Source organism: Petrocella atlantisensis (genome assembly GCF_900538275.1).
In the GTDB taxonomy this organism is placed as follows: Bacteria; Bacillota; Clostridia; order Lachnospirales; family Vallitaleaceae; genus Petrocella; species Petrocella atlantisensis.
This window is the reverse complement of the sequence record NZ_LR130778.1, coordinates 1,191,003-1,206,934: the sequence shown is the minus strand read 5'-3', so window position 1 is coordinate 1,206,934 and position 15,932 is coordinate 1,191,003. Positions and strand designations below refer to the sequence as shown.

16 protein-coding genes are annotated in these 15,932 nt (G+C 35.9%); 15 read left to right on the top strand and 1 reads right to left on the bottom strand.

Annotated features, from left to right (window positions below):
• The first annotated feature begins 254 nt into the window (after positions 1-254).
• From PATL70BA_RS05630 to kduD, 15 genes are all read left to right on the top strand, one after another.
• Positions 255-1,289 (top strand): HEPN domain-containing protein, encoded by a 1,035-nt coding sequence (locus tag PATL70BA_RS05630; protein WP_125136462.1) that lies wholly within the window; start codon positions 255-257, stop codon positions 1,287-1,289.
• Between the two features lie 297 nt (positions 1,290-1,586).
• Positions 1,587-2,507 (top strand): hypothetical protein, encoded by a 921-nt coding sequence (locus PATL70BA_RS05625; protein ID WP_125136461.1) that lies wholly within the window; start codon positions 1,587-1,589, stop codon positions 2,505-2,507.
• 196 nt (positions 2,508-2,703) lie between these two features.
• A complete protein-coding gene (locus PATL70BA_RS05620) occupies positions 2,704-3,141 on the top strand; it encodes a cytidine deaminase (RefSeq protein WP_125136460.1) in 438 nt (145 codons plus the stop codon).
• A gap of 175 nt (positions 3,142-3,316) precedes the next feature.
• The gene (locus tag PATL70BA_RS05615) at positions 3,317-4,057 is read left to right on the top strand and encodes a UPF0489 family protein (protein WP_125136459.1); all 741 of its coding nucleotides are present in this window, start codon (positions 3,317-3,319) and stop codon (positions 4,055-4,057) included.
• Positions 4,058-4,145: 88 nt separating this feature from the next.
• On the top strand, positions 4,146-4,676 hold the full coding sequence (locus PATL70BA_RS05610; RefSeq protein WP_197715791.1) for a hypothetical protein: 531 nt from the start codon (positions 4,146-4,148) through the stop codon (positions 4,674-4,676).
• A 181-nt stretch (positions 4,677-4,857) separates the two neighbouring features.
• Positions 4,858-6,138 carry a hypothetical protein gene (locus PATL70BA_RS05605; RefSeq protein ID WP_125136458.1) on the top strand — a complete coding sequence of 427 codons (1,281 nt, stop codon included), beginning with the start codon at positions 4,858-4,860 and terminating at the stop codon, positions 6,136-6,138.
• Between the two features lie 188 nt (positions 6,139-6,326).
• Positions 6,327-6,821, top strand: a complete 495-nt coding sequence (locus PATL70BA_RS05600) for a hypothetical protein (RefSeq protein ID WP_172596116.1) — start codon at positions 6,327-6,329, stop codon at positions 6,819-6,821.
• Between the two features lie 131 nt (positions 6,822-6,952).
• Positions 6,953-8,035, top strand: a complete 1,083-nt coding sequence (gene istA / locus PATL70BA_RS05595; protein WP_125136456.1) for an IS21 family transposase — start codon at positions 6,953-6,955, stop codon at positions 8,033-8,035.
• Complete coding sequence (locus tag PATL70BA_RS05590) at positions 8,032-8,319, top strand: hypothetical protein (RefSeq protein WP_125136455.1); 288 nt, start codon at positions 8,032-8,034, stop codon at positions 8,317-8,319. Before istA ends, PATL70BA_RS05590 begins: the two co-directional genes overlap by 4 nt.
• Positions 8,319-9,059 (top strand): IS21-like element helper ATPase IstB, encoded by a 741-nt coding sequence (istB, locus tag PATL70BA_RS05585; RefSeq protein ID WP_125136454.1) that lies wholly within the window; start codon positions 8,319-8,321, stop codon positions 9,057-9,059. The genes PATL70BA_RS05590 and istB overlap by 1 nt, the downstream gene beginning before the upstream one ends.
• Before the next feature lie 588 nt (positions 9,060-9,647).
• On the top strand, positions 9,648-10,904 hold the full coding sequence (locus PATL70BA_RS05580; protein ID WP_125136453.1) for a GerMN domain-containing protein: 1,257 nt from the start codon (positions 9,648-9,650) through the stop codon (positions 10,902-10,904).
• Between the two features lie 178 nt (positions 10,905-11,082).
• A complete protein-coding gene (locus tag PATL70BA_RS05575; RefSeq protein ID WP_125136452.1) occupies positions 11,083-12,201 on the top strand; it encodes a GGDEF domain-containing protein in 1,119 nt (372 codons plus the stop codon).
• A 68-nt stretch (positions 12,202-12,269) separates the two neighbouring features.
• On the top strand, positions 12,270-13,292 hold the full coding sequence (locus PATL70BA_RS05570) for a LacI family DNA-binding transcriptional regulator (RefSeq protein WP_172596115.1): 1,023 nt from the start codon (positions 12,270-12,272) through the stop codon (positions 13,290-13,292).
• A 304-nt stretch (positions 13,293-13,596) separates the two neighbouring features.
• Positions 13,597-14,439 carry a 5-dehydro-4-deoxy-D-glucuronate isomerase gene (gene kduI, locus PATL70BA_RS05565; RefSeq protein WP_125136450.1) on the top strand — a complete coding sequence of 281 codons (843 nt, stop codon included), beginning with the start codon at positions 13,597-13,599 and terminating at the stop codon, positions 14,437-14,439.
• Between the two features lie 10 nt (positions 14,440-14,449).
• Entirely contained in the window at positions 14,450-15,211 is a 762-nt protein-coding gene (gene kduD, locus PATL70BA_RS05560) for a 2-dehydro-3-deoxy-D-gluconate 5-dehydrogenase KduD (RefSeq protein WP_125136449.1), read from the top strand.
• 130 nt (positions 15,212-15,341) lie between these two features.
• Here kduD and PATL70BA_RS05555 read toward each other — a convergent pair whose 3' ends face one another.
• Positions 15,342-15,860 carry a DUF1905 domain-containing protein gene (locus tag PATL70BA_RS05555; protein WP_125136448.1) on the bottom strand — a complete coding sequence of 173 codons (519 nt, stop codon included), beginning with the start codon at positions 15,858-15,860 and terminating at the stop codon, positions 15,342-15,344.
• Between the last annotated feature and the right edge of the window lie 72 nt (positions 15,861-15,932).

Below are 15,932 nucleotides of genomic sequence, written 5' to 3'. Positions count from 1 at the left end.
GGTTTGGTAGATAGATATAGATTAGGAGTTGTAATTTGTAAGGATGTTGGTAGGCATGGTCCGTGAAGTTACTTCTTCTAACAGCATATTGTCAACACTCAATCTGCTAACCGAGTCGGGGTCGCATTAGCCGTTCACAGGCTCACAGGCATGAGCTCGCCCTGTAAGCAGATTGGCGTCGTCAACACACGCCCGTTAACTGACATTATTCTTAGTTTTTCTTAACATTGAAATCATAGAAAGTTGGAAATATTATGTGCAAGATAGCATTCATGCCATATATTAATAGTTTTCTACCAAGTAAAATTGGTAGCTATCATTTATGGTCATTTGACACGGAAGCTGACAAATATGTACATGACGAATCTGTAAAAGTGCAGATTCAAAAAATATTAAATATCCATTATGAACGAAAAATTTCTAGGAAATCAGCAGAGGATGTCATTATTAATAATATGATGATGATAACTCCAGATGACTACATCCAAAAAGGCTATACCTATTCTGAAGATGATGTAAGTAATATTATATCAATATCACATATTATTGCTTTTTCAGGAATATGTGAGTATAGAAATTCTTCAGGTAACTCGGATGGATTCAAATTGATGATTTATAAAACGAATAGTTCTTCTAAAGGATTCAGTATATATAATCAGATGTTTTCAAACATCGATTATGTAAAGTTGTTAAAGCCATATACTGCTACCAATCACCTGTATAACTATTCACCGAGTTCATTAGTTGAAACAATAGGAAATTCGCTAAGTAGTAGGGGTACTAACCCAGATGTTGTTAGAATTCTGCGTGCGTTAGAGTTATTTTACTATGCATCTTCTATGGATGAACTGAGTAGTAATGAAAGTAGAATCTTAAATCTGACAATGTGTTTTGAAGTACTTCTAGACTTCAAAAATAAACTTGATTTTGCAAGACAGTTAGATAAAATGCTTATGGGTAAGACGGTGGTAAAAGAAACTAGAACCTTGAAATGGAGAGGTAAGGAACTTGTTGAGACATTGTCAATAACAGCATGGTGGGGCTTTGATTTATATGATTTGAGAAATGATATTGTGCATTGCAATCAAATTGATTGGCAAAACAAGAAATATGGTTATATATACCACAGAGTTGGTATTGGTGGTAAATTTCTTAAATCATTGATTGCAGATAAACTTGAAGAACATAATTTTTTTGATAATCATATTTCATACTCTTTCACAAGAGATTATGAATTTGATAAATTATTAGTTGATATGAAAGAAACATTGAAAGAAGAGAATCTATAGAGCTTCCAGAAGAACGTCAGTTAACACCATGTTGAAGCTTATCCGGCCGAGGGTAGGAATTCTGGGGAAAAGACAGGCGGATATATCCTGCACCTAAGCCAAGTCTGGACGTTCGTTGCATTAGTCACCACAAGGGTGCCATGAGCAACTCGCTCTAAGGTGCCACATCATTTTAGGTCATGATGAGTTTGGCTACGCCACTCAAAAGAGATATGACCTAAGAATATTAGGACGTCGTCAACACCTAACGTTAGGCGAAAGTCCATGCTAGGTTTATAAAAGAAAAGAGGAAAGACTATGAGTGAATTATTGGTTTCAGCTACTGCGATAGAAAATTTGAAAGAAGCTCTTTGTAGTATTTACTGGTATAAATCACCATTACGAAGTTTCTTAGGAAATTGTATAAGCGATAATAGGATTTTATCGCAAGTTGACTGGGATCAGTATAAGCGTCAAATTGTATCAGATATAGTAGATATTTTATGTAAGAATCAAGAGAAACATCTTGGTGATATTAGACGGCTGATTTCTGAAGTTTTAAAGATGAGCAATTTTAGGCATCTAGAAGAACTTGAAGATGGTAAGAAGAAAGCTGATAGAGCTAGACTAGCAATCCGAGCACTAAAAAAATCTGTTGAGGACAATGAGAATAAAGCTAAAGAAGAAAGTGCAATTAAGAAGCGTAGATTGGAAAACATGAAGAAGATACAATCTAGCCAAGCGGTTATGAGTAAATTGGATAGTATCAAATCTAGATATTTCTCTTTGGTAGGTGCAAAGAATGTACAATCTAGAGGATATGAGTTAGAGAAGATTATGTATGATGTTTTTGAACTCTTTGATTTAGATCCTAAAGCATCATTTAGGAATGTAGGAGAACAAATTGATGGTGCTTTCACATTAGAATCGACAGACTTCCTTTTTGAAGCTAAATGGCAGCAATATGCTTCTAATGCTTCTGACTTGGACTCTTTCTCTGGAAAAATCCGTAGAAAGCTAGATAATACACTTGGACTGTTTTTATCAATTAATGGTTTTTCTGAAGATGCAGTTAGAATTCATTCATGTGGTCGTAGTACAATTTTGTTGATGGATGGAGCTGATTTGATGGCAGTGCTAGAGAATCAGATTGATTTTGCATCGCTTATTGTTAGAAAGCGCAGACATGCTTCGCATACAGGAAATATATACCTTAAGGTAAGTGATATATTTAATTAAGTGTTATGGGGGCTTCCGCATGGACCTTCACATAACAGTGAATTGACGACATGGACAATAATTAGGAAGGATGTCCCGTCGTCAACTCATGGGACGTTATACAGCACGAATGGCAAAGTACCGTCGCGTCCTTGCTCCGAATAAAAGAAAGAGATTATCGTATTTAATCTGTAAGTTATGATAAATCGGAGGATATATGAACACAGAGAAAAAAATTCAAATAAGAGCAATAGAATTTATAAAGCATCGTTATCCAAGTGGTTGGGGTGGAGCGGCGGTAATAAGAACAGAGAAGGATAACTATTATACAAGTATCGCATTGGAAACTGCAAATGCAGCCGTAAGCATTTGTATAGAAACTGGAGCAATGTGTGAAGCACATAAAAACAATGAAAAAGTGACACATTGTATATGCGTTGTAAGAGATGATGAAAACTCACTTTTCAAAGTACTAACGCCATGTGGAGTATGCCAGGAAAGACTGAGATATTGGGGTGAAGATGTTCGGGTTGGAATAACAACAAAAGAAAATCAATTGAAGTTCATTGAACTGAAAGAACTGCAACCACATCATTGGTCAAAAGCATATCAGTCAGAGACATTGGAACATTATCAAAATATGGATTTAAAATAGAATAAGGTTGAATTAATGAAATTGTTCGGGTGGCCACCGTCTGTGGTGGCTGGCTCCGTGGGGCCATTCGCGACCGTACAACAGCCTTTTCACAAAATGGCAGGTAGAGGTGGGATTGCCACTTCGTGAACAGGCGAATCGTTAGATGACATTAATTCTTCGGTAAGGAGTATGAATGAGGATATTAGATCTAGATTTGGATTTTTTTCTTGACAGTAAGGCGAATGGTATCAATTTAACTTCGGGTTTACGACTAGAATCAGAGTATTATAAGCCAGACTCTAAAGAGGCGGTTCGAGAATTTTTAACTACCAAATGTGGTTTGAATTCCAATTCCAAAGTCAATGGATGTTTGTATACGCATCATGATGAAGTTTTTTATGACATAAGAAGCAAGATTGAATCAGGTATTATTACAGAACCATTTGATATTGACCATATTGATGCTCATGCAGATTTAGGTCTTGGTGATTGTACTCATGTATATGTAATGACCGAACTTATCCATGAAATTCCCTCCCAAAGGCTATATCCTAGAGAAAGTGAAATCAATCCAGGTAATTTCCTGCTCTATTTAGTGATATCTAGATGGGTCGCAAATTTAACTTATGTCTACCATCCTGACACTTATCATATGGATTTTCCGCACTCATTATTTCGAGGTGGAGTTGGTGCGAGTTGTATTTTAGAAGTTAAGAAATATTCTAAGGGTACTGACGTTACCAATAGAAAGAATGAACCTGTAGGAATCGATGAACCTATCATAATAAATTCAGTTTCAAGAGTTGATTTCAATGCAGCAGGGGCTTATGATTTCGTATATTTGACACAATCACCTGAATTTACACCGATTGAATCTGATGAGCTAATAAGTGTCTTTGAGGAGTTTATTGTTTTCGAAAGTAGGACAGAATGAACGTCAACTCACGGGACGTTATACGGCATTACACACTACAAATACAGGAGCTATTATTGGCTATAGCATGAATACGAAGGAGATAAAATTGAGAAAACTAGCCGTATTATTATTTGTAATATTTACATTTTCAACATTATATTGGGCAGGCTTACGAGTTGTTAGAGCATATGAATTTAGCATTAATTGTGAGGGATATTTAAAAAGGGCAGCAGACTCTAATACTATTGAATTAGCAATAATGGAGTTAGATACAGCAATCGCATATATGGAGGAGAAAGGATTAACTGAGGGAATAGTATCAATATTTCTAAAGCAACCACAGAATGATATTGCTTTTTGGTATCAGAATTTAGTAGCTTCTAGACAAGAACTTCTTAGTATAAACCCTGATGCAGGGCAATTAGAAAAGAGCAATATACTAATGAAATTGAGAGAAACATTGTTAGATTCTGGCGTTGTTACATATCCTGAAGGGATTAGTATTTATCCGAATAATTTATTATATTTTATATGGGGAATAGCTAGCATACTTGGTGTATGTATTACTGGATATTATTTGTACATAAGTACAGAGCCTTCGTCATTCTCAAGGATAAATAATTATAGGGATTTTTGATGACTATTATATTTGATGTTATTAACAACTTCCGTGTGAAACGCCGCATAACACGACAATTCCCATTATGCCCACGATAGTTACCGCATTGGGAAGTTAAACGGATGGGCACGACGGGAACGTTAGACAACAGTTGCAATTGTTACTAGAAAATTTATATTATTACTATTATGAGGTGAACATGAGTATTGATAGTTTGAAAGTAAGAGAATTTGCTTATATGTTAAGTAAGGCAAATGATGTTGATGGAATAGTTACTGCATGGCTGTGTGTTAAGGAACATTTTGAAAACCTTAAGGCAATAGTCTCATTGGAAAATTATCCTAAAAAATTTCTAGATGAAGAAATTCGAAACAAATTGGACTGCAGGAACAGCGGGTTTGTATCGTATTTTGAATCAAGTAATTTGTATTTTGTGAGCAATGAGTCGATGATACATATGTTTGATACCGGAAATGTAGACTTCAAAATTGATTATTCGATAATGTTTGATACTAACTTTGCAAGTTATATTCATGAGTTTGTTAAAACAGGTAAAGTTAACGTAACATTAAATAATGTGTTTAAAACCATAGATTTCCTGCTTCGAAATGAGCTTAGATACGATTACAATTTTTATCTCATAGAAAATTCAAAGTATTTTGAAAACAAAGAATTTGAGCCGTTTTCCCAAAGTGATATTTTCAATAATATAGTTAGCCTTGAACTTTTTAAAAGCATTAATAGGAATGTATATTGTGAACTAGGCAGAATCGAATACACAATTTCTTATCATGAAGCAGAAGCGCAAGCTAAATTTATTTTAAATTCAATGTATAAAACAGATGATGGACAGGCATTTTGCAGTTTTTATAGAAATATACAAAGACAAAATCTGCTTAATCTAATAGGTATGATTAACATTAACTTTTCAAGTAAATTGGGTGCTCGAAGAAAAATGGAACAATATTTTGATTACATTACAAATGTATTGGGAATTTACATGGACAGAGAAGCTGTTATCGCACATAAATTATTTAATAAAAACAAAGATGTAAATATATTTAAGAGGATTCATCCCAATATGAAAACAGAGAAATTACTGAGCATTCTAAACAATATTGCTTGGGATTTTACTATTCCTCGTACAATGGAAACGATAATGACTACTTGTGGTGAAGGTGATTACTTTGTTCCTATATTTTTAAGTTTTGATAAAGATTTAAGAAGTTTAATTAATCTGTTTCCGATTAAAGGATGTATATTTAATCCTGGAAATATGCAGGTAATTCCAGTACCAAAAAACATAAGTGGCGAATATTTTGAAGCTAATGGTTGTAAAGAGCAACTCGATAATTTAATGAAACCTGATGTTAGAGAAAAACGTTTTAAAGTCTGTCATGATAACCAACGTAATAATTATGAAATTATAACTTCGGAGTATAAGAAAATTGAGTTTTTACTATGTAAAGAACAAAGTTAATCAAATTTCCATTGCAACCATCGTCTAACACGCCAATTCCCATCATGCCCCGAAGTGTGTCACTTTGACAAGCTGAACAAATGGCACGACGGGAATTGCGGGAACGTTATGCTAAAGATGATGCTGGATACATATAGAGGGTATGGTATTGGGGGTTGAGAGTTATGAAAACTAGGTACAGATTGAATATGGAATTGTTTGAAGTTTGCACAGTACTTATGAATTGCGGTAGATGGAAAAGTATGCTTGAAATTGGAGATGAATTAAAGAAACATAAAAAGAAAATCAACCCAGAGGTATATGACTTTTTAGAATACGGAGTGCAGCTTATCGATCAGGGAACTATGCCAGAGATTAGAAGTTTTTTATTGAACGAGGAAATATGTGCATCAACAAGTAGTAATGAAGTTAAAAGTGACATGAGATTAGTTAGCATATTTTTGAAATGGATACAAGAAGGAGAATTTGGAAGTCAGTTTTCATTAATACAGGCAATTGATGAAGGCAGTTTGAATTCTGAAGTGCAGAACTGGAGCCATATGAATGAATTTGATTTGAGTATTACTATGAAGCAGGCAAAGAACATGACAAATCAAGATTGGTCAGAACTAAGGGATACTAATCCAATGATTAGGGATTATTATGATATGCAGTCAAAAGTATTAAGAGAGCAAAATAGATAGTAAGAAGTACTTGTGTGTTTGCTAATATAAAAGTGAGCCATTTAGCACCATAATGATCACGAATTTTTGAGCCATTCATAAAATTTCCTGTATGATAAACGAAAAGATTATCGTATAGGAGTGTGAAGGGCGTGAAAATAGATTTGGAACTTTATGAACAAATTCGACATCTCCATTTACATGATGGAATGTCCCAAAGAGCAATTTCTAGAAAACTAGATATCTCAAGAAACACGGTTTCTAAGTACTGTAACGGTGAGCATGTTCCATGGGAACGCAAGGAATACTCATCAAGATCAACCCCTGTTGTTACAGATGAAGTCAAAGACTTTATTCTTAAGTGTTTTGAAGAAGATGATACCCATTCCTTCAAAAAGCAAAAGCATACTGCCACAAGGATTCATCAACGACTACAAGACGAGCTTGGTTTTAGTGGAAGTGGCTCAACCATTCGGCGTGTTGTTCGTGAACTTAGGAATAAGACTAAAGAAGCCTTTGTTCCTTTAGAATTTGACCCTGGCGAAGCTGCACAGATTGATTTTGGTAGTGCCTATGCCTACATCAAAGGGCAACGTAAGAAACTGAAATTCTTCTGCATGCGATTATGCTTCAGCGGCCACTTTTTTGTGAAGGCATACTATGCTGAAAATGAGGAATGCTTTCTAGACGCTCATATTTCATCATTCAAGTTCTTTGGTGGCGTACCTAAGCGTACAATCTTTGATAATGCTAAGGTGGCTGTAAGCGAGGGTCTTGGTGCATACGTGACCAAAGAGACCAAACGCTACTGTGAGTTGAAAGCCCATTATCAGTTCGCTGCTACTTACTGTAATCCACGTAGTGGTAATGAGAAAGGTCTTGTTGAAAATCTTGTGGGCTACGTTAGGCGAAATGCTATGGTTCCAATGCCAAAAGTTGATTCACTAGACGAATTAAATGCCACCTTAGAAAGCTACTGCCAAGGATACATAGAGCATTCTATTGCTAGCAGAACCGGTACTGTAGGTGAAAACTTCAGCATTGAAAAACGTGTTTTACTGCCACTGCCTTTGTACCACTATAGCCCTGAAAAGCTTCTCTACCCTGAAGTCAGTGCATATTCACTTATAACCTTCCAGACGAATAAGTACTCTGTCCCAACGGATTATTGTGGGAAAGAAGTTTGCCTTAAGGCTGGACCAAGTGAGATTCGTGTTTACCATAAAATGAAATGATTGCTAATCATGAACGCAACTATGGTAAGAATCATCGTACTTATGACATTGGTCACTATATTAAGTTGTTAGAAGCAAAACCACGAGCCATCTTTAATGCAGCACCAGTAAGACAATATGTTCCAAAGGATGTCCTACAGATGTATGCGAGTAAACATGGTGGTCAGAAACTTCTTTTAGCCTATTTAAAGGAATCTAACGGGTTAAAAGAAACGCCTGACATAACTGTCATCCCAACACAGCTAAATCTCTATGATCAGCTGATACAGGAGGTGAATAGTTAATGGATTCTATCGTCAACCAACAAATAAAACTCTTATCTAAAGCAATGAAACTTTCTTCGTTTCAGTCCTACGAGCAAGTGCTTCGAGATAGCAAAGAAAACCAGCAAACATATGAGGAATTCTTACTACAACTACTAAAGGTTGAAGCAGGCAATCGTAAGGAAAATAAGTTGATTAGGTTAAAGCGCCAAGCTAAATTTCCTTTCGAAAAATCATTAGAGGAGTTTGAATTGAATCGGTTACAACATGTAGATTCATCTACGATCTTTGAGTTAGCCAGTTGTGAGTTCGTCAAAAAGAAAGAAAATATCATTCTTATTGGCAATCCTGGTACAGGTAAAACACATTTGTCTATAGCGCTTGGTCTAAAGGCCTGTTTAAATGGCTTCAAAGTTCACTTTACAACTGCGGCCAGTTTAGCTACAGAATTAGTTGAAGCAGAATCAGAACAACGTTTGGGTAAGTTTATTCGTCAGCTATCAAGGATTGATTTATTAATCCTCGATGAGTTATCTTATCTATCATTTAATAAGTATCAGTCAGAACTATTGTTTCAGGTAATATCAGAGCGTTCTGAACGAGGAAGTGTTGTTATATCAACAAACCTCGAATTCTCAAAGTGGGAAGAATTCTTCCCAGATACATTGTTAACTAATGCTTTGATCGATAGAGTAACCTTTAATGCTCATATACTAAATATGAATGGTGATTCTTATCGATTAAGTAAGTCATTGAACTAAGTGGCTCAAAAATTCATGATCACATGGTTCACTTTTTTATAATCAGAGTGGCTCACAATTTGGTGATCAAGTGGCTCACTTTTTCGTTGACAAACACATACTTGGTTGCTAACGCACAATCCTTCGCATAACAGCGTATTAGCGATATGGGCGCTTTAAGTTAGTGGAAGGTTACCACACATCGCTAACACACAGGACGTTATGTGACATTTACTATATTTTTTAAAGGCTGAAATTCATACGCTAGATGAAATCATGAGAAACCAAAAGTGACAGACACTTCCGATTCACCTATGCCAATTTCACAAGCATCATAGCTTATTGGAATCACAGGGAACCGGCTCATTTATTCACAAAGAATGTGAATGAATCAAATGCTAACAATAACAATTTCATACACAGAATAACAGTCAGAACAGAATACAAGATAGTTGTCATGAGAACACCCTTTCAGTTCACCCTTGACTTTCAAAAGTGCCTAACAAAGTATATAATACATAGTATAACCTTCTTTTTGTGGATAACGTTTCAGCTGAGCAATAAAAATCATAATAACTTTACAACTATAATAGAATAGGAGTGAATGCTATGAAAAACAAACGGATAACTCTAACACGAAAATCATGGATAACTATGTTTACTGTTTTACTGGCTCTATCGTTTTTATCTGGGACACTAATGGGGAATGATTTAAGTGAGCTGATAAAAGTTTATAGAAACACTGTGACGGTAGAAGTGGACAGTATTCCGGTTTCTACAGATAATTTTGTTGTCGATGGTACAACCTATATACCTCTTCGTGCAGTCACAGAGTTGTTTGGAAAAGAAGTGGGATGGAATGCTTTAACAAAAGTGGCAAGCATTAATGAACCTATCTATCAAGTCGATGTGTTGTCAGAATTATTACCAAGTAGTGTTGGTTATGAGTGGAAATACGAAGGATTTGCAGAATATGGTCATAAGGCACAGCTGAATTCAATATTGAGTGAACCGACTAAACGCATGTATATGGTAAGTGGTAGAGTGGATGATATGTCAGATGGTGAAAGTACCAAAGATTTTTCCATAGAACTAACCTATACGATAAATGGCAATAGCCTTATACAAACAAAAACAGAAGAAGTCATGATGGACTCTAAGTATGATCAGCTCACCTTAATCCAGACACCTTTAGTTGTCGGAACGTACTGGACTGAAAATGTTAGAGACCAAGGCGGCGTGCTTCAGACAATCAGTGGACAAATCATGAAAGCAGAAGTCAAAGACACAGGTCTTAAAGAATACACGGTTTTACATAAGCAGCAAGGTAGTGACTATTATGAGCAACGGGTCATACGTGAAAATATAGGGGTCGTATCTTTCGAAAAATTATTTGAACTGGGGGATGAACCCTTTACGGCAGGCTATTTTTTATCCAGCGCTATGAATATGACACAAAATGATGTGACATTGTATTTTCCTAATCTGGATGCACAAAAAGTATGGAAAGAAGTAAGGACACTGACGGTCTATGATAATGAAATAGCCAAAGCATCGATATTAGGGCTGATTGAAGGTACAAACAGTAGCACATTGTCACCATCCATACCAGATGGAACAAGACTTCTTAGTATCAATCTGGAGAATGGACTCTGTACAGTTGATTTTTCAAGAGCGTTTGTGGAAAACCATCCAGGCGGAAGTGCCGGTGAACTTATGACCCTTGGTTCTATTGTAAACACATTGACAGAATTCCCTGAAATTGAAAGGGTGCAGATATTGGTTGAGGGTCAAGTTATTGAAACAATAGGTAATATTTCACTTGAGGAACCCTTGTACCGTTTTGAAGATTTAATTGGTAATTAAGTGATGAAAATATAAAAATCTAAGCATAAGAATATTCTTCATAGGATGACCTAACCGAATTTGTCAAATGTGGTTGTAATATTATAGGGCTTATTTTATACTTGAGGGTATGAGTCGAGAATGTAACATTTTGAATCATAAAATGAATCAAGAATAAAATAGAAGTGGAAAAACGAATATGATAACTCTAATCAGTACGGATTTGCTTGCAATTATTGCGCTTTTATTTCTGATGAATCTAGCTAAGCGTAATGTTATTATAAATAATGAAAAAAATAAGGTGTACACGTATGCAGTTGTGACAACAATTATCCTATTACTTTTGGAAATTGTAACGATCTATATTGAATACTCAGGCAATAGCAATCTTATGATGCCTCATCGGTTAATTAACGTCTTAGGGTTTTCCTTAAGCCCTGTAGTTCCCTTTTTTCTACTACTACTATTTAGATATGAAAATAATAAGTTGCATACCTTCTTTTTAACATTACCTTTATTTTTAAATGCCGTTATCTGCATTCTAAGTTTTAATACAGGCTTGGTTTTTTTAGTCGATGCTCAAAGTCAATATACGCGAGGCAATCTATTTTTACTGCCAACAATCGTTAGCATGTTCTATTATGTACTATTTCTTATTGTTGTAACTAAAAATAGTACGGAATATAAATTAGGTGACAAGAAAGTTATCATTAGTATTTTTTTCTTGCCCGTAATAGGCATTATTATTCAGATAGTGTTTAAAGATCTTCTACTCATTTGGAGTTGTACATCAATATCTTTATTGTTATTTTATATCTTTTTACTAGAGATACAATTCAGATATGATGTTCAGACCAAAATAAAAAATAGAGCATCTTTTGAAGAGGAGATGCAACTATATACGAGTGGCAATAATAACGCAACAATCGTTATCTTTGATATCAATGACTTGAAGATTACCAATGATAGGTATGGGCACAAGTATGGAGATGAGTTGATTTTTGAAGCAGCAAGTATCATAAAAGAAAGCTTTATGGGTATTGGAACGCCCTACAGAATTGGTGGCGATGAGTTTTGTGTTATTTGTAAAGAGGGTTCAAAGAAAATGGTTGACGAAGCCTTAACTAAGTTTGATGAGTTATTAATTCATATAAATGATAATAGAGAAATAAAGTTAAGACTTGCATATGGACATGCTCTATATAACAAAAATGGCATTAAGAGTATATATTCAATATTTAGTGAAGCGGACAAAGCGATGTATTCCAACAAAACAAAACTAAAAGGTTTATATGGCAGGAGAGAACAGGATAAGTAGTATAAGGTAACGTTTTTAGGTCTTAGTTTTAATTGGAGGCATAGTTTATAGAGATGGAAAGGGTTTTTATGGAAAAGATAAGAATGATTGACGTAGCAAAAAAAGCCGGCGTTTCAAAAAGTACCGTATCTCAATATTTGAATAAAAGATATGAGTTTATGTCCAAAGATACGCGCCAACGCATCTCTGAGGTTATCCAAGAACTCGGTTTTAAGCCAAATTCAGTAGCAAGAAGCCTGAAACTAAAAAAGACCAATACAATAGGTATTATTGTTCCAAACATTAATTATTCATTTTCAACTGCGGTTAGCCGTGGTGTAGAAGATTATTGCCAAAAAAAAGGCTATAGTGTCATTATTTGTAATAGTGATGACAATCCTGAAAAAGAACATGCCTATATTCAGATGCTACAAATGAAACAAGTGGATGGCATTATTATTTCTAGCACGGGAGAAAACAATGCATTGCTCAAAGAAGAGATTATAAGACAACTACCTCTTGTGTTGTTGGACCGTATATTTGAAGACATTAAAATCGATATGGTTTGTTCAGATCACAGGACAGGTGCTTTTGAAGCTATTTTGCATTTGATCAAGATGGGTCATAAAAGGATTTTGGTGGTTATACCGGATGAACATCTTAACAGTTCAAGGGTTTCTAGAATTAAAGGATATTATGATGCATTAGTGGAATATAATATCGTTGCAGATGAGGATTTAATTGTATACGTATCAGAAAACAATATTGATGCCAAAATGGATGATTTATTTAAGATGGATGATCCACCTACAGCGATTTTTTGTATTAATGACTTAGCGACCTTACAAGTGTTGACATATCTTAAGAGGAAAAAAATTAAGATTCCGGAAGATGTTGCGGTCATTGGCGTGGATGATTTTCCGGCAGCAAATCTGCTCGAATCACCACTGACGGTTGTTGGACAGCATACCTACGATATGGGGATAAAAGCAGCAGAGCTCTTGATTCGACGCATTGAAGATAAGAATGTTGACAAGTGTGTACAGCATGTTTTTCCATGTGAGTTAATTGTGAGGGAATCATGTGGATTCAAAAAAAATGACTCCTTGTAGGATATAATAGTCGAAAAGATGTATTAATATACGACTCTTAAGACTTTTTTTAGAATTTAACTGTAAAGTCGCAAATGATCAGAAAGTTGTTGAATAATGTTGACGATATAATGAACATGGTTTATAATATAGTTAATAAACCGGTTTATCTACTCGGTAAATTACTGAAGTATATGTTCAGTAATAATTTTATAACAGTTTACTAAACCGATTTATGAAATACATGCTTTGGTGTTATATTCGTACCGAACCTGTTTCTATAAACAAACTTAAAAGTTTCAAATTAAGATGAAAAGGAGAAAAGATGATTGTAAGAGAACCTTCAAATTCAAAAGATGCAAAGCATTATACAACGGATCGACTTAGAGACGAGTTTTTAGTTCAAGACTTATTTAATCTTGGAAAAATCCAACGTGTATACAGCCATATTGACAGAATCATCACCATGGGATTTTGCCCGGATGAACAAAGTCAAAAACTCGATGAAGACATGGATGTTATGAAATCCTTAGGTGTCAATTATTTTCTTGAAAGCAGAGAACTGGGTGTTATTAATATAGGTGGACCCGGTACCATTACAGTAGACGGTAACGTATATGCCATGAAGTCTCAAGACGGCCTGTATGTAGGAAAAGGCAACAAAGAAGTCATATTTGCAAGTGATGACGTAAACAATCCAAGTAAATATTATGCCTTGAGTGCACCGGCACATATGCATTATGAGACGGTCCACATTGACATCACAAAAGCCAAACAAGTACCAATGGGTGATGCAGAGTCCGCCAATAAGAGAATTATATTCCAATTCTTACATCCGGAAGTATTGCAAACCTGTCAACTCAGCATGGGCCTCACAAAGATGGCACCGGGCAGTGTATGGAATACCATGCCCTGTCATAGCCATGAAAGACGTATGGAAGTTTACTTCTATTTTGACTTACCACAAGATAGCATCGTCCTTCATTTAATGGGAGAGCCAACAGAAACCAGACACATCGTCCTAAGGAATGAAGAAGCCGTCATAGCACCCAGTTGGTCCATACACTCCGGTTGTGGCACATCAGCCTACAGCTTCATATGGGGTATGGTAGGCGAAAACAAGACATTTACAGATATGGATCATATAGCCATGAAAGATCTAAGATAGGAGCGTCTAGATGATATTAGAAAACTTTAGTTTAGAAGGCAAAGTAGCAATTGTATCCGGCAGCAGTCAAGGACTCGGTCAAGGCATGGCGATGGCCCTTGCAGAAGCAGGCGCAGACATCGTTGGTGTGGATTATAGTGCAGGTAGCGAGACGAAGCAGTTAGTTGAAGACCTAGGTCGTAAATTCCATCACATACAAGCAGACTTGATGAAGATTGACAAATTAGAAGCCATCGTAGCAGAAGCTGTAGAAGTATATGGTCATGTGGATGTACTGGTCAACAATGCAGGTACGATACGACGTGAAGACGCCATTAATTTCAGTGAAAAAGACTGGGATGATGTTATGAATCTCAACATAAAGACCGTATTCTTTTTCAGTCAAGCCGTAGCAAGACAGTTTATGAAACAAGAAACAGGTGGGAAAATCATCAACATCGCCTCCATGTTATCTTTCCAAGGCGGCATCCGTGTACCTTCCTATACAGCATCAAAAAGTGGTGTCATGGGTGTAACACGATTAATGGCCAATGAGTGGGCCAAAGACAATATCAATGTCAATGCCATTGCACCTGGATACATGGCAACAGCCAATACAGAAGCACTACGTGCAGATGCAGACCGAAATGCAGCCATACTCGAGAGAATCCCTGCGAACCGTTGGGGACTACCATCCGATCTAAAAGGTCCGATTGTTTTCTTAGCATCTGAAGCATCCTCTTATGTGAATGGTTATACCATTGCTGTTGATGGTGGATGGTTGGCACGATAGAAAAATTCATACAATAAATCGGATAAAGAAAATCATGATATAATCAGAATTTTTAAGGAGCATTATTATTCATGGAATGAGGTTAGACTCTTTCCTGACCAATAATGCTCCTTTAATGATGAAATAATAACTAATCCAATAATATGCCGGATTTGGATACATCCATAATGGTGCAACGGCTTCTGTCAAAACAGCAAGGTCTTGTATCTCCTTTTTGCAATTTTGAGCATGCTACCTCAATTCTTCTTTGATGGGTCGATGGGTTCTTTGTTGAACGAATAAAGCGCAACCAATCCCATTTTGCTTTGGGCGTAATCTCCTTCCAACGGTCGATTAGGCCTGCTTCATGAATGGCTATCATAAAATCCTCAGGCATATCAGGTTCATACCAATCACTGACCGGCTCAATGCTTAAAGATACTGTATCACCAGCGGATACTTCCACATCTTTGATCAAGTTTTCATCTAATTTAAACCAATGACTTCCTTTACCGTCCGGTTCAACTGGTGTATGAAAAGCTACCCCATTAAGAATCCCCTCAATCATGACCATGCCACGGGAAGGGAGCTTTTCACTAGAAGTCGAAGGAATTCTTATGATATAGTAGGATTCAATTATTTCAAGTTTTGAATCAAAAACGATACTCATAATTCATCTCCTAATCTCAAATAGAATCGTGATTGCCACAGACCATATTGATAATGAATATCAATGATATCA